General features: G+C 59.6%; 17 protein-coding genes. 10 read left to right on the plus strand and 7 right to left on the minus strand.

Translation table 11 applies throughout. From position 1 onward, the window contains the following. Positions 1 to 35: 35 nt before the first annotated feature. Positions 36 to 524 carry a MarR family winged helix-turn-helix transcriptional regulator gene (locus IG629_RS15380; protein ID WP_226886794.1) on the plus strand — a complete coding sequence of 163 codons (489 nt, stop codon included), beginning with the start codon at positions 36 to 38 and terminating at the stop codon, positions 522 to 524. Between the two features lie 13 nt (positions 525 to 537). Here the strand turns inward: IG629_RS15380 and IG629_RS15385 are convergent, their stop codons facing one another. Together IG629_RS15385 and IG629_RS15390 are read right to left on the minus strand one after the other, a co-directional pair. Beyond that, positions 538 to 1,107, minus strand: a complete 570-nt coding sequence (locus tag IG629_RS15385) for a PAS domain-containing protein (RefSeq protein ID WP_193172824.1) — start codon at positions 1,105 to 1,107, stop codon at positions 538 to 540. A gap of 393 nt (positions 1,108 to 1,500) precedes the next feature. Beyond that, on the minus strand, positions 1,501 to 3,627 hold the full coding sequence (locus tag IG629_RS15390; protein WP_193172825.1) for a TonB-dependent siderophore receptor: 2,127 nt from the start codon (positions 3,625 to 3,627) through the stop codon (positions 1,501 to 1,503). Positions 3,628 to 3,914: 287 nt separating this feature from the next. On the opposite strand from IG629_RS15390, the gene IG629_RS15395 reads away from it, so the two are divergent. Then, positions 3,915 to 4,556: a TetR/AcrR family transcriptional regulator gene (locus IG629_RS15395; protein ID WP_193172826.1), complete on the plus strand. Its 642-nt coding sequence runs from the start codon at positions 3,915 to 3,917 to the stop codon at positions 4,554 to 4,556. Between the two features lie 97 nt (positions 4,557 to 4,653). Here IG629_RS15395 and IG629_RS15400 read toward each other — a convergent pair whose 3' ends face one another. From IG629_RS15400 to htpG, 3 genes are all read right to left on the minus strand, one after another. Next, the gene (locus tag IG629_RS15400) at positions 4,654 to 7,743 is read right to left on the minus strand and encodes a DUF4347 domain-containing protein (RefSeq protein WP_193172827.1); all 3,090 of its coding nucleotides are present in this window, start codon (positions 7,741 to 7,743) and stop codon (positions 4,654 to 4,656) included. A 982-nt stretch (positions 7,744 to 8,725) separates the two neighbouring features. After that, on the minus strand, positions 8,726 to 9,712 hold the full coding sequence (locus IG629_RS15405) for a phosphoribosylaminoimidazolesuccinocarboxamide synthase (RefSeq protein ID WP_193172828.1): 987 nt from the start codon (positions 9,710 to 9,712) through the stop codon (positions 8,726 to 8,728). Positions 9,713 to 9,952: 240 nt separating this feature from the next. Further along, positions 9,953 to 11,845: a molecular chaperone HtpG gene (gene htpG, locus IG629_RS15410; RefSeq protein WP_193172829.1), complete on the minus strand. Its 1,893-nt coding sequence runs from the start codon at positions 11,843 to 11,845 to the stop codon at positions 9,953 to 9,955. A 126-nt stretch (positions 11,846 to 11,971) separates the two neighbouring features. Between htpG and IG629_RS15415 the strand changes: the two genes are divergently transcribed. The 7 genes from IG629_RS15415 to IG629_RS15445 all read left to right on the plus strand — a co-directional run bounded on the left by IG629_RS15415 (position 11,972) and on the right by IG629_RS15445 (position 18,848). Continuing rightward, complete coding sequence (locus IG629_RS15415; RefSeq protein WP_193172830.1) at positions 11,972 to 14,707, plus strand: helicase-related protein; 2,736 nt, start codon at positions 11,972 to 11,974, stop codon at positions 14,705 to 14,707. Then, positions 14,704 to 15,102 carry an RNA-binding S4 domain-containing protein gene (locus IG629_RS15420; protein WP_193172831.1) on the plus strand — a complete coding sequence of 133 codons (399 nt, stop codon included), beginning with the start codon at positions 14,704 to 14,706 and terminating at the stop codon, positions 15,100 to 15,102. The genes IG629_RS15415 and IG629_RS15420 overlap by 4 nt, the downstream gene beginning before the upstream one ends. Before the next feature lie 97 nt (positions 15,103 to 15,199). Then, positions 15,200 to 15,664, plus strand: a complete 465-nt coding sequence (locus IG629_RS15425; RefSeq protein WP_193172832.1) for a tellurite resistance TerB family protein — start codon at positions 15,200 to 15,202, stop codon at positions 15,662 to 15,664. A gap of 52 nt (positions 15,665 to 15,716) precedes the next feature. After that, entirely contained in the window at positions 15,717 to 16,055 is a 339-nt protein-coding gene (fdxA, locus tag IG629_RS15430) for a ferredoxin FdxA (protein ID WP_193172833.1), read from the plus strand. Between the two features lie 265 nt (positions 16,056 to 16,320). After that, the gene (locus IG629_RS15435) at positions 16,321 to 16,818 is read left to right on the plus strand and encodes a CarD family transcriptional regulator (protein WP_028467251.1); all 498 of its coding nucleotides are present in this window, start codon (positions 16,321 to 16,323) and stop codon (positions 16,816 to 16,818) included. A gap of 143 nt (positions 16,819 to 16,961) precedes the next feature. Further along, a complete protein-coding gene (locus tag IG629_RS15440; RefSeq protein WP_226886803.1) occupies positions 16,962 to 17,813 on the plus strand; it encodes a hypothetical protein in 852 nt (283 codons plus the stop codon). 150 nt (positions 17,814 to 17,963) lie between these two features. After that, entirely contained in the window at positions 17,964 to 18,848 is an 885-nt protein-coding gene (locus IG629_RS15445; RefSeq protein ID WP_193172834.1) for an RNA polymerase factor sigma-32, read from the plus strand. An 8-nt stretch (positions 18,849 to 18,856) separates the two neighbouring features. Here IG629_RS15445 and IG629_RS15450 read toward each other — a convergent pair whose 3' ends face one another. After that, entirely contained in the window at positions 18,857 to 20,341 is a 1,485-nt protein-coding gene (locus tag IG629_RS15450; protein ID WP_193172835.1) for a M48 family metalloprotease, read from the minus strand. 73 nt (positions 20,342 to 20,414) lie between these two features. Then, on the minus strand, positions 20,415 to 21,227 hold the full coding sequence (locus IG629_RS15455) for a thermonuclease family protein (RefSeq protein ID WP_193172836.1): 813 nt from the start codon (positions 21,225 to 21,227) through the stop codon (positions 20,415 to 20,417). Positions 21,228 to 21,502: 275 nt separating this feature from the next. Here IG629_RS15455 and pip point away from each other — a divergent pair, with 275 nt between their 5' ends. Beyond that, a complete protein-coding gene (gene pip / locus IG629_RS15460; RefSeq protein ID WP_193172837.1) occupies positions 21,503 to 22,453 on the plus strand; it encodes a prolyl aminopeptidase in 951 nt (316 codons plus the stop codon). The last annotated feature ends 47 nt before the right edge of the window (positions 22,454 to 22,500 follow it).

Genomic DNA, 22,500 nt, shown 5'->3' on the forward strand with positions numbered 1-22,500 from the left:
ATCGCCATGATCGTTACAAATGAAATGATTGTCAATTGCCGAAGAACGACCAAAAAGACCTGCTCGATCTGGACAGTTTCCTGCCCTATCGGCTGGCGGTGATTGCCGCCCGGGTCAGTAAATCCATGTCGGCGCTCTATGCGGCGAAATTCGGGATTTCCATTGCGGAATGGCGGGTGATTGCTCATCTCGCCCGCTCGGAACGGGTCTCGGTCCGGGATATTCATGCCCGCGTCAATCTGGACAAGGTGAAGGTCAGCCGGGCGGTCAGCCGTCTGGAAGAGGCGGGACTGGTTCTGAAGGCGAACAATGCGGCGGACAACCGCCTGCTGGATATCACGCTGTCGGAGCAGGGCTGGTCCGTCTACCGGCAGATCGTGCCGCTGGCGAGTGGGTTCGAGGCGGATCTGCTCTCTGTTCTGGATGATGCGGAGCGCGCCGCGCTGGAGCGGATATTCGAGAAGTTGCACAGCCGTCTTGATGATGATCCGGCTGCACCCCGGCGTTCGCCCCCAGAGGGTTAGGCGGTCGAAAGCATCAGAAGGCGGGAGCTTCCGCGCCGGCAGGCCTCGGGCGCCATTCACCGGGGATTTGGCCTACAAGGAGCCTCGCAATCTTATTGTTTTCATCTTCCAGCGGAAGGATGAGGCGCGTCCAGCTCTCGGTTTCCGACGCATTTTTCGGGTAATGAATGGTCAACAGCGGCGCGCGCCGCTCCATCACGGCCTGATAAGCACCGAGAAAAAAGCTGACGATATATGCCTTGTCGCCGAACTCCCGGATCGTCGTGCCGGTGACATCTCTGCCAAAGCGTTCCGAAATCATCGTGCCATAGAGCCGATAGCGGAAATCGTAGCCATCCTCGAGGACGTCGAGCAGCATGAGATAGCCCAAGACAAATCTCATGTCTGTCGGGTCGATGGATGCGACGGGAGCGGCGGTCTGGTCGCCCGCTTTCTCTTGCCAGTAAGACGAGAGGCGCTGCAGACGTTCGTCCTCAAGCTGGTCGTGCTCTGGATTCCAGACCACAACCGGATTGCGTGCGCCGAACTGCAGAAAATAACGATCGACCGCATCCAGGTCGTCGTTGACGAGGGCATGCCTCATTTTCTCCGCGGATTGAAATTCACTTGTCAATGTTCCGGTCTCTCAATCAGCCGTTGCTGGTGTAGGCCATGGCGCAGCCAATCCGCATTCTCAGAAAGGCCTGATAGACAACCAGCTATTTCAATTCAACATTAAAAAAACGTGAAATTATGAATCTAAATCATTTTAATCGGAAGGCGTTCGAGGGGCGCCGAGCCAAATTTTTAGCTGGAATAACATCAGGAAAGCGCCGGGGGCAGGCTTGCGTCTTTATATCCCCTAAAGCGCGGGGGCACTTCATGTGCATCGTCGGTCGGTCGATATGCCTGACGCAATTGCGGCGCGATGGAGCATCGCGCCGCTTCGTGGGGACTCAGGTTTTCACGCCTGTGTGGGGCTTACCCGGTAGGTTCGTTACCAGGTGTACCGCAGGGTCAGTCGGACCGTGCGCCCGTCACTGTAATAGGCAGTGTTCGCGAAGGTATCGACCTGGGTGATGGAACGCTCGTCGAAGATGTTGCTGGCGTTGAGCTGCAGCGTGGCGTTCTCGATGAACTGGTAGCTGACCGCCGCGTCCATGACGGTGCGCGCGTCGAGTTTGATCGTGTTCGCATTGTCCGCGAAGCTGTCCCCGATATAGCGCATGCCACCGCCGATGCTCAGGTCTCCGAAGGCTCCCTGGCCGGGGATCGTATAGTTCAGCCAGGCTGCGGCGATATGGTTCGGAACCAGTTGCGGCCGGTTGCCGGCATTGCCGTCAGTGCCATCCTCTTCGATCGACGGGTCCCAGTATGAATAGGAAGCGATCGCGTCGAGCCGGTCGGTGAGCGCCATCTTGCCCTCAAGCTCGACACCGGTGACGTTCACCTCGCCGATCTGCTCCTGTACAGTCGGGCTGGTGTTGTAGGGGACGTTGGTCTGCGTCAGGTCGAAAAGCGCGACTGTAAACAGAGCGTTATCGACAAAATCGGGGCTGTACTTCACACCGATCTCATATTGCGTTCCCTCTTTCGGTTTCGGCGAAGTCTGCAGAGCGGTTTCCGCTGAGACCGGCTCGAAGGATTCGGAGTAGTTCGCGTAGACCGACAGATCGTCGCGCACCTTGACGGTCAGGCCCGCGCGCCCGGTCAGGGAATTGTCGGAAGAGCTGTAGGACAGACCGAAGCCCGGATATTCGGAATCGGTGTCGACATGATCGTACCGCCCTCCCAGGGTGAGGATCACCCTGTCGTAGAATGTCATCTCTTCCTGCAGATAGGCGCCGAAAGCAGCCCGGTCCGTCAGCCACTCATAGGCGGGCGGCTGGGTGATGCAGGCGCGGCCGCAATAGACGGGATTGTTGATGTCGATACCGGTGGCGGAGCCAAAGGCGCGCTTTTCGTCCACCTCTTCATAGTAATAATCGACGCCGGCAAGCGTGCGGCTGTCCACGACGCTGATGCGGGTGTCGAACTGTAGCTGGTTGTCGATCGCGAAGCGCTGCGTGCCGCCCTTGACCGCGTAGGAATAGCGGGAGGCGGTCGCATCCGCGCTGGCCCCGTAGACGGTTTCGTAAGTCAGGCTCAGATCGGTGAAGCGCAGGTTCTGCCGGAACTGCAGGCCGTTGCCGAAACTGTGGCGGAGCTGGTAGCCGGCATTCCATTCCTCGGTGTCCATATTGTCGAAGTCCGGCTCGCCCAGGAAGGTATCCGGATCGATGCTGGAGCCGTATGGAATGCCGCTTCCCGGATTGCCGTTGCGCTTGTTGTAATCGGTAAGCAGGGTCAGCTCTGTCGCGTCGGTCGGGCGCCAGGTCAGGGATGGCGCGAAATAGACCCGGTCGTCATTGGAGAAATCCGTGCCGTCTCTGCTGTTCTGACCTTTCATGGTCAGCCGGTAGAAGAACTTGTCCTGACTGTCGACGGCGCCGCCGAAATCGGTGCCGAATTCGACATGTTCGTCGCCGACGGTCGAATAGACTTCGCCGAACGTGAAATCGAGCGGCTTCTTCGAGACGGCGTTCACCAGCCCGCCGGGTGAGTTCAGGCCGAACAGGGAAGAGGTGGAACCCTTCAGGATTTCAACCCGCTCCAGACCATAGGGCTCGATCCGGCTTGCGATAAAGCCCGGAATACGCATCGGCAGGGCATCGCGGTAGGAGCCGAGACCTGTCTGGTAGAAGCCGCGAATGAGATAATGGTCGTAGCGGTTGTCGCTGCCGTAAAGATCGCTGACGACGCCCGAGGTATAGGCCAGCGCTTCATCGAGATTTTCGACCCCGCGCTGTTTCATTTCCTTCTCGGTGACAACGGATACGGAGGCTGGCACATCAAGAATCGGCGTGCCGGTCTTGCTGCCCACGGTCGACTGATCGGCGACGATCGTTTCCCTGTCACCGGCGCTTCTGGCGGCGCGATCGGCCCCCGGCCCGGTGGTTTCTCCATCCGCTTCGACGACGATCTTGTCGAGGCGCTTTGTTGTCTCCGCCGTGCTGTCCTGCGCCACAGCCTCTTGAGCCGAAAGCAGGAGCGTCGCCGTGATCAGACTGGAATATTTCAGCATTCGCGCTTTTCCCCATGGTGCGAAATCCTGGCTACCGGCTTGGATTATCGATAATCCTCGTTTCGATAATGAGAAGCATATTCAAGTGCAATAAAAAACGTAAGTCTGAACTTACATTTTGCGACGCCGATGTCTATACCTGAAGGCAGGCTTGGGATTTGGCGTGCCTGCATGTCAGCGCTTTCGGGGCTGTGCCACGTGCCACGGGGCCGTTAAAATCGAGTGTCGCGTTCCCCAATCAGTCAGGGAAAAGAACAAGAACGCGATCGGAAGAGTGGGAGAGAAAAGTGCAAGCGGTGGAAGGCAGTTCGGTCGTTGTCCGAAAACAGGCCAAGCAACAGCGCTCCAGGGAAAAGGTTCAGCTCATCCTTGATGTGACGCTGGATATGCTCGGCAATATACCGGCCGAAAAAATAACGACGAACGATATTGCCAAAACGGCAGGCGTGAATATCGCGAGCCTCTATCAGTTCTTCCCGAAGAAGGAAGTTGTCTTCTTCGAGCTGTACAGGCAATGGCTGGAGCAAACGCTGGATTTGTTGGACGGGGTAGACGCGCGGTTCGACGGTTCCGAAGGGCTCGAGGCTTATGCTGATGCAGTGTTTGACTGCCTGTCTACCGATGAAAGCGTGAATACACCGGGTCACTGGAAGCTCAGGTTTGCGCTCGGGGATTCCCCGGAGCTGGCGGAACTCAATGCCAGGCATGAGGAAAAGGCGTTTCGCCGCATCATCGCGGCACAGGAAAAATTCTCCCGCAAGGTGACACCCGAACAGGCGCGGGCGCTTGCCCGTCTCCAGCACCATGTCTCGGTGTCCTGTCTCTATGCGGCCGCCGAGGCGGCTGGCCAGCCGGAGCATGGCATTCTGCTGGACTGGTGCCGGAAAACGGTGCGCCTCGTCTACGATGTCGAGAAACTTGACTCTTGATCTTTCTCTGAACGGAACGAGGCAGGAATAGACCCCGGCTCAGGTCTGCAGAGCCGCCAGGCGATAGCCGTCCCGATTTTGACGGCAGGGAGTCCGTTTAAGGCGCGAGATCCCAGGCGATCCCGAATTCCGACTTGGAGATGCCGATCAGGGTGACGGTGCCGCCGTCGGAGAGGGTGAGCAGGGTGTTCCCGCCGCTATCCTCTGCCGTGTAGGTGATGCCGTTATCGAACTGCAAGCTGTCGGTGCCGACCGTGAAATCGCTGACCTGGTCGTCGCCGGTGCTGAAGCCGAAGATGAAGGTATCCGCTCCGTCCCCGCCGATCAGCGTATCGTCGCCCTTGTTGCCGGCGAGCTGGTCCGCTCCGTCTCCGCCATTGACCATATCGTTGCCCTGGCCGCCGAACAGGATGTCGTTGCCCAGATCACCGTTCAGGCTGTCGTCACCCTGATTGCCGTAGACGATGTCGCTGCCCTGGCCGCCATAAAGCAGATCGGAGTCTCCTCCGCCGCTCAGCGTATCCTCGTCTTTGTTGCCATAGAGGATGTCGCTGTCGTTGCCGCCATTGATGCTGTCCTGATCCTGGCCGCCGAAGAGCGTATCCTTGCCTTCGTCGCCGAAGAGGGTGTCGTTGCCCTGGTTGCCATAAAGAATATCGGAGTCTCCTCCTCCGCTCAGCGTATCCTCACCCTTGTTGCCGAAGAGGATGTCACTGCCGTTGCCGCCATTGATACTGTCCTGATCCTGGCCGCCGAAGAGCGTATCCTTGCCGTCGTCGCCGAAGAGGGAGTCGTCGCCCTGATTGCCATAGGCGAGGTCCTCGCCAAAGCCGCCATTGACGGAGTCGGTGCCCGCGCCGGCGGCGACCGTATCGCCAAAACTGCCGAGGGAGATGGTCTGTGCCGAACTGTCGCCGGCGAGATAAATCGGACCGCTCCCGCTGCTGTTCACCGTCACATTGCCGATCACGATGGCGAAGTCGATATCCTTCAGCACCAGCGTGGAACCTGCAGGCAGGCCGGACAAGTCGAAGATGAAGGCCTCGACCCCGGAGCTGGTGGACTGGTCGCTGATCTCGATGGTTTGCGGCGTGGTGATGCCGTCGCCGGAGAAGGTGATGGTGCGGACATCGACGCTCGCCTCGGTCCCGAGGCTGTCGAGGAAGAGGGAGCCCTGCAGGTTGAGGAAGCTTGCATCGGTCGAGCCGGTCCCCTGGACCTGGCCGTCGAGGGTGCTGGTGGCAGCTCCGGGCGCTTCGGAGGAAGCGGGGCCGCTGACCGTGGCGGAGACGCGGCCCGGCAACTGTACGGTAACTTTATTACCGCTGCCGGAGTCTTCGAGCAGGGTCCCGGATAGTGCCGTGCTGCCGGTGTTGGCAAGGGTGAAGGAGGTTTCCGTCCCCGCGACGTCGCCATCCGATCGGTTCGATTTCTGGACCGACGTGGCAACGGGGGGGGATGGGGCCGGGATTGCATTCAGTGTAAAGCCGATGGTCGTGTTGCCGCCACTCTCCGTCGCGCTGAGCGTGGCGGTATAGTTGCCGAGGGAAAGATTGAGCGTGTTGCCGTCGCCAAGATCGATGGAGCTGCTGACGCTGCTGCCGTTCAGGCTGGACAGGTCTTTCGAGAGGACGAGCAGAATGTCATCCGCATCGACCCCGGTCAGGGTGTCGCCGTTCAGGTTCGTCTGCGTTCCCTGGATCGTGTCATTGCCTGCGCCGCCATCAAGCAGGTTGGTTCCGCTGCCCGCGAGCAGGGAATCGTTGCCGGTCCCGCCCAGGAGTGTGTCGTTACCGACTGTGCCGGAGAGCGTGTCGTTGCCGGCATCGCCGTAAAGCACGTTGTCGCCTGAATTGTCCCGGACCAGGTCGTTTCCGTCGCCGCCGTAGAGGGTGTCGTTGCCGCCCTGACCGAAGACATCGTCGTTGCCGTCGTGACCGGACAGAATGTCGGCGCCATTACCGCCGTGGATCACGTCTCTGGCCGTGGTGCCGGTGACCGTGTCGGCGTCGGCGCCGCCGTTAATGGTCTCCACGGACACGGTTGCGCCGGAGAAGCCGAACCTGCCCCCGCCGGTCAGCGAAATGATATCCGAGTTGTTGCCGCCATCGATCGTCTCGGCGCCGCCCGCGACATCGCCGGAGGCGACAAAGAAGGTGTCGAAACCGTCGCCGCCGAGCAGGCTGTCGACGCCGGTGCCACCGGAGATACTGTCGTCACCTTCGCCGCCGTCGATTGTGTCGGCACCGGCGCCGCCGCTGAGCGTGTCGTTACCGTTATGACCTGAGATAATGTCGGCGCCGCCGCCGCCGTCGATCTGGTCCGCGGCCGTGGTGCCGGTGATCGTGTCCGCCCCGGTGCCGCCGGAAATGGTCTCCACGGAAATGGTCGCGCCGGAGAGGTCGAAACTGCCGCCGCCGGTCAGCGAAATGATGTCCGTGCCGGCGCCGCCATCGATCTGCTCGGCGCCACCCGCGACATCGCCGGAGGCGATGAAGAAGGTGTCATCGCCGTTGCCGCCGATCAGGCTGTCGATGCCGGTGCCGCCGGAGATCTGGTCGTTGTCGTCGCCGCCGTCGATTGTGTCGGCGCCGGCAGCACCATAGAGCTCGTCGTTTCCGGCGAGGCCGTTGATCACGTCGTCAGATGCGATCGCAATTATCGTGTCGTCGACTGCGCTTCCGTTAAGGGTGGCCAGACGATGGGCGTAGGTGGCGAGGGCCTTGGCCGAAAAGAGCGCCGCTGCGGCCGGCAGGGCGTGCCAGCCGGCATCTGCGCCGAGTGGCGCGGATGCGGCGTGCACGGGAACGCCGAGCGCGTCTTCCAGGCTGTTGGCAAACTGCGCGCCGGCAGTGCCTGCCCCCGCTGCGCAAGCCACCAGAGTGACTTCCGCATCGGGCGCGAGCGCGGCTTTGATCCGGAGCAGATGCGGTGTCGCTTCGCTCAGCGCTGTCAGGTCCACAACGCGCCCGGCAAGGTGCAATTGGCCGGGAGCGCCGTGACTCAGGATCGAGAGGTTTTGGACGCCGGTCAGACCGGCAAGCACATCCGAAATCTGTCCAATCGGATCGCCTGCTGGCGATAGCGGGATGATTTTGGTGCGCGGATCGACGCCTGCCAGAAGGATTTCGCGATCAGGAACGGCGCTATCGACGAACAGAATGGATGGGTGTCTGGAATGGCTCATCCACAATGCTCTTTCGCTATAGAAGTCTGGGCGACTGGAATTAGCGTGCGTTCCCTTTAATGCGGCATATGGCATCAGCTCTGAATGACGCAGTTCCTGCTGGGAAACAGTCGGGTCGATGAAAGCGACAGATGAACCGGAACGCATGGCAAGCCCTTAAACTCGAAGTTACTCCGTATCGCGTGCGCAATTCGAGTTCTGCGCCCGCCTCCAAGTGCTACAATAAAAATTGAGCAAAAGAAGGTGTCTTCTTGGGAATTTTTGGAAAAGACTTTGGAAAAATTGGAAATTGTACAGCAATATATACGGGTAAATTTCGATAAAATTTCATCAATGCAATATTAGTGTTAACTAATACAAATGAGTGTTAATATTTTCTGGGGTTATAGTTTTTATTATTAGTTTTGTGATCTTTTCCAACAACAAACGCAGAGTTTTTTCTGTAGGGACTTGGCGTCAGTATTCATTTATGTTTAGTGATCAGTTGTGTTTTCGTGGGTGATTTAATGGGGATTATACCTCAGCCCGAGTTTCTTAATTCAGGGATTTGTCTATCATCGCGCACTTACTTGCGAGGCAAGCGCATATGGCTGGAAACTATTGGTTGTGTTGGTGTCCGTGGAAAGTAATTTTTTAAGCCTGAATTAGTATAAAATTGACGCAATATATATAATTAAATCAAGGAAGTTTGGGGGTGCAATATGTTGGGGTGGTCAAAAGTTGGGGTCTGTCGGCAGCATCGTCAGGGTTGAGGTGGGCTTGTTTGTTTGAGGCAGGGCAGGCGGCAGTCAGATTTTCACCCGATCGATCTGGATCTCGTGACCGAAGCGCTAGCGCGTCGGGTCGCTCTCGGGCTGACCGCGCCGGGCGGAGATGGGGCCGCGGAAGGCATGTCTGAGCGACGCGCCGAATTGGGGCGTGTGTCGCCTATTATCTCTGTGGAGATCGTCACCCTGGCCGCAGAGCCGGAAAGCCGATCCGCTTAGAAATACTCGGGCAGCGCCGCGACCAGTGCCTTTCGGATACGGTCGCGCACGGGAACTGCCGGGTCGGGCCGCTCGAAATCCAGACCGGTCAGCTGCTCGAACAGGGAGACATACTTGTTGCTGAAGGCGATCAGGGTCTCGGCGGGGATTTCCGGGATGGGGTCATTGTAGGGATCGCACTGACCGGCAATCCAGAGCCGCAGGAATTCCTTGTCCAGACTGTCCGGCTCCGCGCCGGCCGCGAATTTTTGCTCGTAGCTGTCGGCGCGCCAGTAGCGGCTTGAATCCGGGGTGTGAATTTCATCGGCGATGGTGATGGTGCCGGTCTCGTCGATGCCGAACTCGTATTTTGTATCGACCAGAATAAGCCCCTGTTTGGCGGCGAGTTCCTGCCCGCGTGCGAACAGCGCCAGACTTTTCTCCGCCAGCTCCCGCCATTGTTCATGCGTCACGAGCCCGGTTTCGAGAATTTCCGCTTCCGTGATCGGCGCGTCATGCCCGCCGCCGGTGGGTTTCGTCGTCGGCGTGATGATGGTTTTGGAGAGTTTCTGGTTCTTCTTCATGCCGTCGGGGAAGGGATGGCCATAGATGACCCGCTCGCCCCGGTCATACATCGTCCAGGCGCTGGTATTGGTGGAGCCGGTGAGATAGGCCCGCACCACGATCTCGATCGGCACCATCTCGAGATCCTTGCACAGGACGACGTTCGGGTCCGGGTAGGAGATCACATGGTTCGGGCAGATATCGCCAGTGTGATCGAACCAGTAGCGCGCCGTTTGGGTCAGCACCTGGCCTTTGAAGGGCACGGCCGCCAGAACCTGATCGAACGCGGACTGCCGGTCCGTCGCGATCAACAGCCGCCGCCGGTTCGGCAATTTGTACGCATCCCGCACCTTGCCACGGACGAAACCCGGCAATTCCGGGAATTCCGCGTCGGTAAGACAATTGTCGAGAAGCTGTGAGGTGGCCGTCTGCGGCGCCATGGAGCGATATCCTGTGAACGGTAATCTGGATCGGGCGACACGATAGCGCCTTCACGTGGGACTGCAACGGTACCTTCTGCAATCGTGGGCTGGAGACGCTTTCTTGCTGCCGGGGTGGGCTTGGAGCATGCGGAGCTGATCCGAGGACATGGGCGAGTCTAGATCATCACTAAGTGAAAAGAGCGGATGACGAGAGTCACCCGCTCTTCTTGAGTTTGCATCGGAGAGGTGGAACGGGTTTTAACCCGTCAGCCCCCGCTCCATCGATATCGCCAACCGCCGTGCAAAGGCTTTCGGGTCGGGGATAGCTTCGCCTTCCATGATCCGGGCCTGGTCGAGCAGCAGGTGGGCGGCGTCGTCCAGTTCCTGGCCGGTCTTGCCGTCCTTCACCCGCTTGGCCAGAGCCTTGATCACCGCGTGCTTGGTGTTGACTTCCAGAATGCGCGGATTGGATTTGTCGATCTGCTTGTGCTGGCGCAGCAGGCGTTCGAGGTTGATGTCCATGTCGCCGTCATCGGCGATCAGGCAGACGGGGCTGTCGGTCAGGCGGGTGGATTCCCGCACGTCCTTCACTTCCTCGCCGAGGGCCAGCTTGATGGAGGCGAGCAGCGGCGCGATATCGGCGGAGGCTTTTTCCTCGTCCTTCTTGTCCTCGTCTGTCTTGTCGTCATCGCCCTTGACGGCATCGAGATCGGCGGAGCCGCGGGTGATGGACTTGAGGGGGCTGCCTTCATAGCCCTCGAACATGGCCTGGATCCAGAAATCGTCGATCGGATCCGAAAGCAGCAGAACTTCCACGCCCTTGGCCTTGAAGCCTTCGATATGGGGTGAGTTCAGCAGCGCTTCCTTGCTTTCGCCGATGATGTAGTAGATCGCCTCCTGGCCTTCCTTCATCCGCTTTTTGTAGTCGGCGAGGCTGACCAGCGTGTCGCTTTCCGTCGTATCGAAGCGGGCGAGAGAAATCAGGGTGTCCTTGTGCTCGCCGTTCTCGGAATAGAGGCCTTCCTTCATCACCGGGCCGTAAGCGTCCCAGAAAATCGCATATGCCTCGGGGTCCTTCTCAGCCTTCTTGCTGAGCTCGGTGAGCACCCGTTTGGTGACGGCGGAGGAGATCTTCTGTAGCACCGGATTGCGTTGCAGAAGCTCGCGGCTGACATTCAGCGGCAGGTCCTCGCAATCGATCACGCCGCGCAGGAAGCGCAGATAGTCGGGCACCAGCCCTTCGCAATCGTCAGTGATGAAGACCCGCTTCACATAGAGTTTCACCCGGCTCTTGCGCTCCGGATGGAACAGGTCGAACGGGCGCTGGGTCGGCACGTAGAGCAGGGAGCTGTATTCGATCACACCCTCCGCCTTCCAGTGCATGGTCAGCCAGGGTTCGTCGAAAGCATGGGCGACGTGCTTGTAGAATTCGCCGTACTGCTCCGTCGTGATGTCGCTCTTGGAGCGGGTCCAGAGGGCGGATGCCTCGTTCAGCGGGCGCTCTTCGACCTCCCCGTCCTTGGTTTCCACAAACAGGATCGGCACCGGGATATGGTCGGAATAGCGCTTCACGATGTGCTGCAGGCGCTGCTCCTCGAGAAACTCGAGCGCGTCGTCCTTCAGATGCATGGTGATGATGGTGCCGCGATTGGCCTTCTCGGCATCCGCGACGGTGTATTCGCCAAGACCGTCCGAGCTCCAGAGATGCGCCTTGCTCTCGCCGGCGCGCCGGGTCAGGACCTCGACCTTGTCGGCGATCATGAAGGCCGAATAGAAACCGACACCGAACTGGCCGATCAGGCCACTATCCTTTTTCTCGTCACCGGACAGGTTGGAGACGAAGGCTTCCGTGCCGGAACGCGCGATGGTGCCGAGATTGTCGTTCAGCTCATCGGCGGTCATGCCGATACCGTTATCCGACAGGGTCAGGGTCTTGGCATCCTTGTCCGCCGCGATCCTGATCTTGAAATCGCCGTCGCCGGTGGTCAGCTCTGGTTGGGTGAGCGCCAAGTAGCGCAGCTTGTCGCAGGCATCGGATGCGTTGGAGATCAATTCGCGCAGGAATACTTCACGCTCACTATAGAGCGAATTGGCGACGATCTTCAGGAGTTTGCTGACCTCGGCCTGGAACGTCCGCTTTTCCGCAGTCATCTTTGTGATCACCTCTTGCCTAGAATGACATCGTTATGATTGATGGAGCTTGATATGTGGGAAGTTGGCACTAATCGCAAGACCCCAGCGCTTCCTATCTGAGCCGAGAGCGGATCCGAATTTCCCATGAACAGCGTTTTCGAGGACGGTCGGATCACCGCAATGCTGGGGCCGACCAACACCGGCAAGACCTACTTCGCCATTGAGCGGATGCTTGGTCATGCCTCGGGTATGATCGGTTTTCCGCTGCGTTTGCTGGCCCGGGAGAATTACGAGCGCGTCGTTTCCCTGAAGGGCAAGAACGCTGTCGCCCTGATCACCGGCGAGGAAAAAATCCTTCCGCCGCACGCCCGTTATTTTATCTGCACAGTGGAGTCCATGCCGGTCGACCGGGTGGTTGATTTCCTGGCCATCGACGAGATTCAGCTCTGCGGCGACCGGGAGCGCGGCCATGTCTTCACGGACAGGCTGCTGCATGCGCGCGGCCGTCAGGAAACCATGTTTCTCGGCTCCGACATCATCCGCCCGCTGATAAGGAAGCTGGTGCCGAAGGCGGAGATCGTCGGCCGGCAACGGATGTCGCGGCTGACCTATACCGGCCCGCGCAAGCTGACACGGCTGCCGCGCAGAACGGCCATTGTCGCCTTTTCCGCCGCGGACGTTTATGTGCTGGCCGAAATTGTCCGGCGTCAGCGCGGCGGCGCCGCTGTTGTGCTGGGCGCGCTGTCGCCCCGGGCCCGCAATGCGCAAGTGGCGATGTATCAGGAGGGCGAGGTCGATTACCTGATCGCGACGGACGCGATCGGTATGGGGCTCAACATGGATGTCGATCATGTCGCCTTCGCCGAGGACATGAAATTCGATGGCCGCGCGCCACGCCGCCTGACGCCGCCGGAGATGGCACAGATTGCCGGCCGGGCCGGGCGTCACATGAACGACGGCACGTTCGGGGTCACGGGAGACTGCCCGCCGCTGGACGAGGAGATGGTCGAGGCGCTGGAGAGCCACAGGTTCGATCCGCTCCGCCATGTCTACTGGCGCAACAGCCGGATGTCGTTCCGCAGCCTCGGCGATCTGCAGCGCTCACTCGAGCTGCGTACTGACCAGCCACACATGATTCGGAAGCGGGACGGCGAGGACCAACGGACGCTTGAGTCGCTGGCGCGGATGGAAGCCGTGGTCGAGCGGGCAACTGGACCGGACCGTGTAAGGCTGCTCTGGGACATTTGCCAGATCCCGGATTTCCGCAAGACCATGAGCGAATCCCACGCGAATCTGCTGGCAAAGATCTTTTTCGATCTGACGGATGGGCCAGAGTGTCTGGAGACAGATTGGGTCGCCAATCAGGTCAGCCGTTTCGACCGGACGGACGGTGATATAGACACGCTGGTAAACCGTATCGCACATATTCGCACTTGGACGTATATTACGCACCGTGCAGACTGGGTATCCGACCCTGTTCATTGGCAGGCCCAGACGAGGGCTGTCGAAGATCGGCTTTCGGATGCTTTGCATGACAAGCTTACCCAGCGTTTTGTCGACAAGCGCGCGGCATTGTTCTTGCGCAAGTTGAAGGACGGGGGGAACTTGGCGGCGGCAGTAAAACCTGACAGCACAGTGGTCGTGGAGGGCCATGCCGTCGGTCACATGGAAGGATTGAAGTTCGTGCCTGATGTAGTGGATAGCACCAACGCAAAGCCCGTGCTGGCGGCTGCGCGTAAGGTCCTGCCGGAAGAACTGGCCCGGCGCACGGGCCAAATCGAATCCGCCGACAATGCAGCCTTTTCGATCGGCCCTAAGGGGACGGTGATCTGGCTAGGGGCGGAAATCGCATCGCTGGAAGCGGGTGCCGATATTCTGTCGCCGCAGATCCGCGTCGTGAACGAGGAGATGATCGACGGCGAGATGCGCAAGCGGATCGAGACCCGTTTGCGCACCTGGCTGACGGGGGAGATGGAAGAACGGCTCGGCCCGTTGCTGGCGATCAAGACGGCTGAACTCGAGGGCGCCGCGCGCGGTATCGGGTTCCAGGTGCTCGAAGGCATCGGCGGCGTATCTGCCGATCAGATCGGCGGGTTGCGCCGGGATCTCGATGACGAGCAGCGCAAGTCGCTCGCCCGTCTCGGCATTCGCTTCGGCACCGAGACCGTCTTCCTGCCGGTGTTGCTGAAGCCGAAGGCGGTGGAGTTCCGGGCCATGCTCTGGAGCGTATTCTCCGGCCAGTTCCCCGAAGGAGGCCCGCCGCCGGCAGGCCGAGTGATGATCACGCGCGCGGAAGATGCGAGCGACGCCTTCTACCTGGCGATCGGATACAAGCGGGTCGGCGGTCACGCTGTTCGGGCGGATATGCTTGAACGCGTCGCCCAGATGGTGCGTCAGGCGGCCCGCGAGGGCGCATTCGCCATCTCGGCGGACATGCTGTCGCTTGCCGGTGTCGGCCATGAAGCCATGGCCGAGATCCTGAAGGATCTCGGATATCGCCGTGGCGAGGATGTCGAGGAGCAGCCTCGTTTCATCGCCCGGCGGCGTCAGGAACAGAAACGCCGGCCGGAAGGCGAGCGTAAGGCGGACCAGAACAGCAAGTCCGAAGGTGACGGCAAAGCAGAGCGCGGAGACAAGCCGGAGCGTGGCAGGAAGCCGGGTAACTCCGGCAAGGCGGCGCAGGACGGCTCCGGCGACAAGCGGGGTCGCAATGCTGGCCCCAAGGGCGGACAAAAGGGCGGGCCGCGTAAGCCGAAGCGCCAGGATGATCGGCCGAAACGCCAAAATAGTGGACCAAAGGTGATCAGCTCGAACGGGCCGGCCATGCGTCCCGAGGATTCCCCCTTCGCCGTATTGCAGCAGCTCAAACTGGCAAAATGAGTGAAGACGAGACACAGCGTCTCGACAAGTGGCTCTGGTGCGCGCGGTTCTTCAAGAGCCGCGGGCTTGCCAACAAGATGGTCGGGGCGGGACGGTTGCGTCTGTCCGGCAAGGTGGTGGCGAAAGCGCACCAGCTTGTCCGCCCGGGCGATGTGCTGACCTTTCCGCAAGGCCCCCATATCCGCGTCGTGAAGGTGTTGTTCCTGGCGGAGCGGCGAGGGCCTGCTCCAGAAGCCCAGACGCTATTCGAGGACCTTGCCCCCATCGAGGCGGGCGCGGACAAAAGCGATCGGCCCAAGGCCGATCCTGCTCCGGCGCAGCGCGATCCCGGTGCCGGGAGGCCGACCAAACGTGACCGGCGTTTGATAGATCATTTGCGGTCGGCCGATGAATAGGCGCTCTGCGAACAGCCCGTCCGGCTGAAACATGCTTGCGAAATCGGGCCGAGACCTTAGATAAAAGACTGAATTTCAACCAACTCCGGGAAATGCCATGCTCGGCTCCCTCAAAGTGTTCTTCGATGCGGTTCGTTCCGGCGGGTCAATCGAAGCCTCAAAGGTCGACGAATCCGAAGATGCCGTTGCCGCGCTGCTGGTGAAGGCGGCAACGCTTGATGGCGACTTCGGTGCGGATGAACGTCATGCCATTGAAGCGCTGCTCGCTGCCCGTTTTGCCTGTTCGGCGGATGAGGCGGCGCAGAAGGTCAATGAGGCGGTGAAAGACCTGGAAAGCAGCATCGATTTCTACAGTTTTACCAAGATTATCCGCGATGAATTCGATCACGATCAGCGCGTCGAGCTTATGGAGATGCTGTGGGAAGTCGCCTACGCCGATGGCGTGTTGCATGATTACGAAGCGAGCCTGATGCGTCGGGTCACGGGCCTGATTTACGTGACGGATCAGGAGAGTGGCGCTGCGCGCAAGCGTGTCATGCAGAAACTCGGACTTGCCGAGTAGAGGTTTTTTCATTAACGAAGCCATCGAGTGAAGCCGGACCCGGAGCCTGCCGATGACGTATATCGTCAACGACCTGTGCATTAAGTGCAAATACACCGACTGCGTCGAAGTCTGTCCGGTTGACTGCTTCTATGAAGGCGAAAACATGCTCGTCATTCATCCGGACGAGTGCATCGATTGCGGTGTGTGCGAGCCTGAATGCCCGGCTGAGGCGATTCTCCCGGACACGGAACCGGAAGCTGAGGCCTGGCTGGAGATGAATCGGAAATACTCCGAGGAATGGCCGAACATCACCCGGAAGATCGACGCCATGCCTGGAGCTGACGATTTGCAGCAGGTCCAGGGCAAGTTCGAGAAGTTTTTTTCGCCTGCTCCGGGCAAGGGAGACTGAGGCTGACCGTCACAAAACGGTAAGCCATGCGTCAAACGAAGGCAGGCCATGCGCCCGCAGACTCCCACTTTTGTCGGATTTGTGATAAGGTCTATCAATTCGGTGAGGCAAAACGTCTCGCCTCGCCGCCGTTTCCGAGAGGGTTTCGGACCATTCCGAGCGGTATACGCTAAGACGGGCTGAAGTCCGCGATCGAGCGGTGCCGACGGTTCCTTGCGCTTTAACGCGTTTCACATGGTCCTGACAAGTGAGAGAGACCAAACGAATGACAAAAAAAGTGGAGTTCAAGGCTGGGGATTTTGTGGTCTATCCGACTCACGGTGTCGGGAAGATCATTGGCACCGAGTCTCAGCAGATCGCGGGTACTGAGCTCGATCTTCTGGTGATCACCTTTGAGCAGGATCGCATGACGCTGCGTATCCCTGTCGGAAAAGCCAACGATTCCGGTCTGCGCCGGCTCAGCACGCGCAAGCAGATGGATGTTGCGCTGACGAAGCTGAAAGGCCGTGCACGTGTGCGCCGCACCATGTGGTCCCGCCGCGCACAAGAATATGAAGCGAAAATCAATTCCGGCGATCCGGTATCCATCGCCGAAGTCGTGCGCGACCTGCGCCGCAACACCGGACAGGCCGATCAGTCCTACAGCGAACGCCAGATGTATCAGGCAGCGCTTGATCGTCTTGCCCGTGAGTTCGCAGCGATTGAAAAAATCGACGAAGACGCGGCCACGGACCGGCTCGAAAAAATCATGGCAGCGGCCTGACCGGCTACTGAAATACCATTGTTTCATGATTGCAGGCGGTACCTCCGGTACCGCCTGTTTCGTTTTCCGCGAAACCTGAGGTCAACCACAAGCGTTGGCGGCTGACGCTGAAATTGCTATCTGAGAGTGGGAGCACATCAGCAATGTCAGATGCGGCACAAAACGTGACCCAAACCATCAGCCTTCCGCCTGAAACGGACAAGCGCTTCGCGATATTGCGCAAATGCCGGAGAATCTGGGCCATCGCCTCGATTCACGGCGATGTGGAACGACTTGCTGCCCTGCACAATGGGCTGACCGACCGCTATGAGGCGGGTGACCGTTTCGTCTATCTCGGAAATTATTACGGGCATGGCCAAGCCGTTCTGGAGACGGTTGACGAACTGCTGCGGTTCAGGCGCATTTTACTGGCCCAGCCGCCTTATACGCATCTCGAAGATATCGTCTATCTGCGCGGGCGCCAGGAAGAGATGTGGCGCAAGATGCTTCAGCTCCAGTTTGCCGGTGATTGCCAGGAAATCCTGGACTGGATGCTGGAGCGCGGTGCGGACACAACCCTTGCCGCTTATGGCGGTCGTGCGGCCGACGCCCGCGCCGCCATCATGGAGGGGTTGCTCGCCGTCAGCCGGTGGACGGGGACGCTGCGGCAGGCCATCCGTGGCCATGCGGGGCATCATGATTTCATGACCGGGTTTCGACGGGCCGCTTATACGGATGACGGTGCACTTCTGTTCGTCAGTGCCGGGCTGGACCCGTCAAGAGACCTGACCGAACAGGAAGACGGGTTCTGGTGGAACAGCCAGGACTTTGCTGAGATCGCCGCGTCCGGCTACCGGGACTTCACAAGACTGGTCCGCGGGTACGACCCGGCTCGGGAGGGCATCGTCGAGCATGAGATGGCGCTGAGCATCGATGGCGGTGCAGGATTTGGCGGACCGTTGAATGCTGTCTGCCTCGATGCTGCCGGCCATATTGTCGATCAGATCAGCGCATAGGGTCGAAGCTTGAATAACCTCCATATCTGGTAGGCTCTCGGTTTTGTGATTCGATAGGAGTCGCCAAGACCGGGCCGAAGTGATCCGATTTCCATGAGGGAGCGTATCCGTTTGTGAGAAGACACAATGGTGCGGTCTGGAGGTGGAGCCATGGCACATATCGACGATCCCGAAACCCGGCGCGCCAACGTCTCTTATATCAAGTCGAGTATGAACGAGCCGCTGCTTGAGCGAGAGGTCGAATTCGAGCTTGCGAGAGCCTGGCGCGAAGACAGCTGCGAGAAATCCCTGCATCTCCTTGTCCGTTCCTACACAAGGCTGGTGGTCAGTTCTGCTTCACGCTACCGCAATTATGGTTTGCCGATTGGGGATCTGATCCAGGAAGGCAATGTCGGTCTGATGCAGGCGGCCGCCCGGTTCGAGCCGGAGCGCGAGATCCGCTTCTCGACCTATGCAAATTGGTGGATACGTTCGGCCATTCAGGACTACGTATTGCGGAACTGGTCCATCGTGCGGACCGGGACCACGGCCGCCCAGAAATCCCTCTTCTTCAACCTGCGGCGTCTGCGCGCGAAAATCCAGCAGGCTTCCGAAACCCTATCGCCTGAGGAGCAGCGCGAACGCATTGCCACCGAACTTGGCGTGCCGCTGAAGGATGTCGAGGCGATGGAGCAGCGCATGTCCGGCGCTGACCAGTCCCTGAACGCCACGATCGGGGAAAAGGGCGAGGATGAGTGGATGGAGATGTTGTCGGACGAGCGTCCGACCCCCGAAACCATTGTCACCGGGATGCGGGATGCGGAGACGCGTTCGAAATGGCTGAAGGAAGCGCTCTCTGAATTGAGCCCGCGCGAGCAGACCATTATTGAGCGCCGCCGGCTTGTCGATGACGGAGCAACGCTTGAAGAACTCGGCGTTGTGCTCGGGGTCAGCAAGGAGCGCGTGCGGCAGCTTGAGCATCGCGCACTGCTCAAGCTGAAGCAGCATATCAGCCGTAATGTGGACCGCAGCTCTGACCTCTATTCCGAGGTGTAATACAGCCGTTAATCCGGGCGAATTGTCTTCACACGTGATCCGGACGGCGGTTGTTGACCGTTTTCAAGGCCGTTGATCACTCTGAAGTATCGGAGTTCATATCCCGGGAACGGGATGCTCCCTGCGAGCGATTGTTCCGAGACCGTTCCATCAAAGCGCATCACTTTTACACGGTAGGGACGGATATCTGCTTGTTCGTCCGCGGAAAGCCTGCGGAAGCTGTAAGTCGTTCGCCGCATGCCCTCGTTCAGGGCATCTGCATTCCAGCTCGGGATGAGAAACTGCATCCGGTAGAGCGTGTCTGCGTTATACCGGATGGCCACCAGCCGTAGCATGTAGGTCGTGCGGTTGTTGGCTGTAATCGCCAGCCAGCCGGTGGCCGCGTTCATGCCGTTGATCGTGATGCTTTCAAGATCTCGCACCGCATGGCCTTTTGCCCAGCTATCCCGGATATAGCGTGCCGGGATCTGTCCGGAAGCTTTCGGTGCTGCGTCAAAGATGAACCGGGCGCCGTTCTGGTCTGCGGCCAGGACCCGGTCCGGCTGATTGTAGATTCGGAAGTTCGGCGGCACTTCGAACCGGAAATTGAGGTCTTTGTGCAGGAAGACCCGGTCACGAATCATCCCTTCTTTCGGATCGCTTCCGAAGAGAACGCCATCGACTTTGTCCAGGAACGGGTCACGGCCGACTATGGGGTTGGATACCGGCCGTACGCTGGCCGCGACGAGGGCCTTTTGAACGCGGTCGACTGTCCGGGGGTGCGTCGCCATGAGGTCGACAGCATCGGGGTCGTGGTTTCCGCCGGCGATTTCCGCCTGAAGCCGGCTGGCGCTACCCAGTTTTTTAAGGAAACTTGCCATTGCACCTGTCTCGTATCCGGCACGGCTGAGATAGCGTATTCCGAGGGTATCTGCCTGGAATTCCTGATCCCGAGAGTAGCTTTTCAGATAGAGCTGAGATCCCAGATTGGCGAGGTCGGCTATTGCCTGGTTTTCCGACAGGACGCCAAGGATAGCGGCCCCAAGTCCGATTACCGTGCCTCGGCTGTAGCGCTCTGCGCTGTGGCGGGCTGTGACATGGCCGATTTCATGCGCGATCACGCCGGCCAGCTCGGCCTCGTTCTCCGCCAGGGCGACCAGGCCGCGCGTGATATAGACATAACCGCCCGGCAAGGCGAAGGCATTGACGTCGGGTGTGTTGAGCACCGTGAATCTGAAGTCGAGATCCGGCATCTCGGATGTGGCGGCGAGTTTATTGCCGATCCGGGTGACATAGGCTGCCAGCTCCGCATCGTCATAGGCGCCACCGAACTCCTGTTTGATCAGGGGGTCCTGTTCGCGCCCAACCTGCCGTTCCTGTTCCGGAGACATGAAGGCCGTGAAGCTCTGCTCTCCGGTTGCCGGATTGGTGCTGCAGCCGCTAAGGAGCGGCGCGGCAGTTGCGACAGCAAGCAGTATGGCGGCAGCCAGGCTGCGCCGAGATGTGGCATGCATCGGCCAGATCGAGTTAAGCAAAAGGCTCTCCATCGGTCGGTCAGATCACGGTTCCCGTGGTCGTCATCTTTACCTATTCGCCGAGGAGTTCAAGTTGTTCCGGGTGCGTGATTTCAATTAGCGGGCCGTTTTGTGGCTTGATCCAGCCGCGCCCACGGATCGCTCTCCCGGAAAATGACAGTGGATCAATACCGGCGCGTTCGAACAGCCGGAGCGCGCGGCGATCAATCCGGAAGGTGAAGTCGGTCCGCCAGTCCGGGCCGAAATTAAGATAGACCACATTGCGGACCCGGGCGGCGTCGACCACCCGTCCCTCGACGATCTGGAAGCTGTCGATATCGTCCCAGGTCTCGGCCGGATTGCGGATGCGATAGTAGGGCAAGGCCCAGATGCCGCGCCGGTTCTGCCGGGCGGTCCGTTCGAGCGCAAGCATTTCGCCGATCAGTTTCCGGTTGTCCTTGAAGCTGTAGACCCGCGCCATGCCCTTGGCCAACAATTCTCCCTGGATCCAGGTGCCATCGGGCAATGTGAGGTGGGCGAGATAACGCCGGTAACGATCTTCCCGTCGCCCGACGAAATGAAGCGAGACGGTATGGCTTCCGATCAGCGTCTGTAGAGCGGAACGGGATTCTCCGGCGAGTGGCCAGGTTTTGAAGCCTGCTCGGCCGAGGGGCAGTTTCGGTGCCTGTATACCGACGAGGCGGACCTCTTTGCCGGAGGCCAGCTCCACTGTGTCGCCGTCGACAGTTTCTGTCACAGTCTGGTTCTTGATTGTCGCGGCTGGCGCGGTTTGCGGCCATTCGATGGCCTGCGCGGTATTGGTGCCGCAGAAAAGTAGGCCAACAAAAAGCGCGAGGGAGCGTATCAGGGGGCGGCAAATGTTCATGGCCTATCCGATCACGCCCACCGCACTGCCTCAAGAGCAAGTAGGGCTCAAGAGCAAGAAGGGGATGCAGGCATGCCGGCGACCAATTGGTTCGATTGATTGTTTCTTCGTCGGTGATGTAGGTTTTCGGTGAATGTTTCTTCCTACGTGATCTCGACTGTGTCGATTCACTCGCCAAACAGACAAATTCAGGCAAGCTGCTTTCCCGCGCGGACATTTGCCGGTGGGGATAATGATGCCTGAGTCTTGTTGTATTTTAACCTGCGGGAGTTGACGTGTCGGATCGAGTTCTTTTCCCTCGGGTTGACGCCCGCCGCAGCGGTTATCTGACAGTCGACGCGCCGCACCGGCTTTATTGGGAGCAGGTGGGTAATCCGGAAGGCATTCCGGTGGTGTTCCTGCATGGAGGCCCCGGATCCGGAATTTCGGAGGCGCATCGAAGGTTTTTCGATCCGGAGCATTTCAACGTCCTGTTGTTCGATCAGCGGGGGACCGGGCGGTCGACACCCCTGGCGGAGCTGACGGGCAACACAACGCAGGATCTTGTCGCGGATATCGAGCGCTTTCGGGGGATGCTCGGGGTGGAGCGCTGGATTGTGTTCGGCGGGTCCTGGGGCAGCACCCTTGCGCTGGCTTATGGCGAGGCACACCCGGAACGCTGCCTCGGCTTCATCTTGCGGGGCATTTTTCTGGGCTCGGATGCTGAACTCGACTGGTTCATGCATGGCATGGGCAAGTTCTTTCCGGAAGCGGCTCGTCGGTTTGAGCAATTCCTGCCGGAGAGCGAACGGAGCAACCTGCTGCACGCCTATCACCGTCGCTTGATCGATACGGATCCCGCCGTTCATCTGCCGGCGGCGGAAGTCTGGGCCAGCTATGAGGGAGCATGTTCGACGCTACTACCGTTGCCTGCTGTCGGGCAGGACGATCCGGCACGCGCGCTTTCCCTGGCGCGCCTCGAGGCTCATTATTTCGTGAACCGGGTTTTCCTCGAGTCGGGTCAATTACTCGACCGTATTGACCGCATCGCGCATTTACCCGCCACTATAATTCAAGGGCGGTATGACGTGATTTGCCCGGTCGAAACGGCGGTAACACTCGCGTCCGCATGGCCCGGTTCGATCCTTGAGGTGGTGACGGACGCCGGGCATTCGGCCATGGAGCCCGGTATCGCCAGGGGGCTTGTCGCGGCGATGGATCGCTTGCGGAGATTTATCGAGACTTGATGCGCGCGCAGGGCCGGTTATCATGCCCGCGTTCCAAGTGGGGGGGA

It is taken from the genome of Nisaea nitritireducens, from assembly GCF_014904795.1.
Classification (GTDB): domain Bacteria; phylum Pseudomonadota; class Alphaproteobacteria; order Thalassobaculales; family Thalassobaculaceae; genus Nisaea; species Nisaea nitritireducens.

What these genes read in the sequence shown, in the direction of transcription:
- IG629_RS15385 (WP_193172824.1), bottom strand. Translation starts at nt 1,107, where the DNA reads ATGAGGCATGCCCTCGTCAACGACGACCTGGATGCGGTCGATCGTTAT.
- IG629_RS15390 (WP_193172825.1), bottom strand. Translation starts at nt 3,627, where the DNA reads ATGCTGAAATATTCCAGTCTGATCACGGCGACGCTCCTGCTTTCGGCT.
- IG629_RS15400 (WP_193172827.1), bottom strand. Translation starts at nt 7,743, where the DNA reads ATGAGCCATTCCAGACACCCATCCATTCTGTTCGTCGATAGCGCCGTT.
- IG629_RS15405 (WP_193172828.1), bottom strand. Translation starts at nt 9,712, where the DNA reads ATGGCGCCGCAGACGGCCACCTCACAGCTTCTCGACAATTGTCTTACC.
- htpG (WP_193172829.1), bottom strand. Translation starts at nt 11,845, where the DNA reads ATGACTGCGGAAAAGCGGACGTTCCAGGCCGAGGTCAGCAAACTCCTG.
- IG629_RS15415 (WP_193172830.1), top strand. Translation starts at nt 11,972, where the DNA reads ATGAACAGCGTTTTCGAGGACGGTCGGATCACCGCAATGCTGGGGCCG.
- IG629_RS15420 (WP_193172831.1), top strand. Translation starts at nt 14,704, where the DNA reads ATGAGTGAAGACGAGACACAGCGTCTCGACAAGTGGCTCTGGTGCGCG.
- IG629_RS15425 (WP_193172832.1), top strand. Translation starts at nt 15,200, where the DNA reads ATGCTCGGCTCCCTCAAAGTGTTCTTCGATGCGGTTCGTTCCGGCGGG.
- fdxA (WP_193172833.1), top strand. Translation starts at nt 15,717, where the DNA reads ATGACGTATATCGTCAACGACCTGTGCATTAAGTGCAAATACACCGAC.
- IG629_RS15435 (WP_028467251.1), top strand. Translation starts at nt 16,321, where the DNA reads ATGACAAAAAAAGTGGAGTTCAAGGCTGGGGATTTTGTGGTCTATCCG.
- IG629_RS15440 (WP_226886803.1), top strand. Translation starts at nt 16,962, where the DNA reads ATGTCAGATGCGGCACAAAACGTGACCCAAACCATCAGCCTTCCGCCT.
- IG629_RS15445 (WP_193172834.1), top strand. Translation starts at nt 17,964, where the DNA reads ATGGCACATATCGACGATCCCGAAACCCGGCGCGCCAACGTCTCTTAT.
- IG629_RS15450 (WP_193172835.1), bottom strand. Translation starts at nt 20,341, where the DNA reads ATGCATGCCACATCTCGGCGCAGCCTGGCTGCCGCCATACTGCTTGCT.
- IG629_RS15455 (WP_193172836.1), bottom strand. Translation starts at nt 21,227, where the DNA reads ATGAACATTTGCCGCCCCCTGATACGCTCCCTCGCGCTTTTTGTTGGC.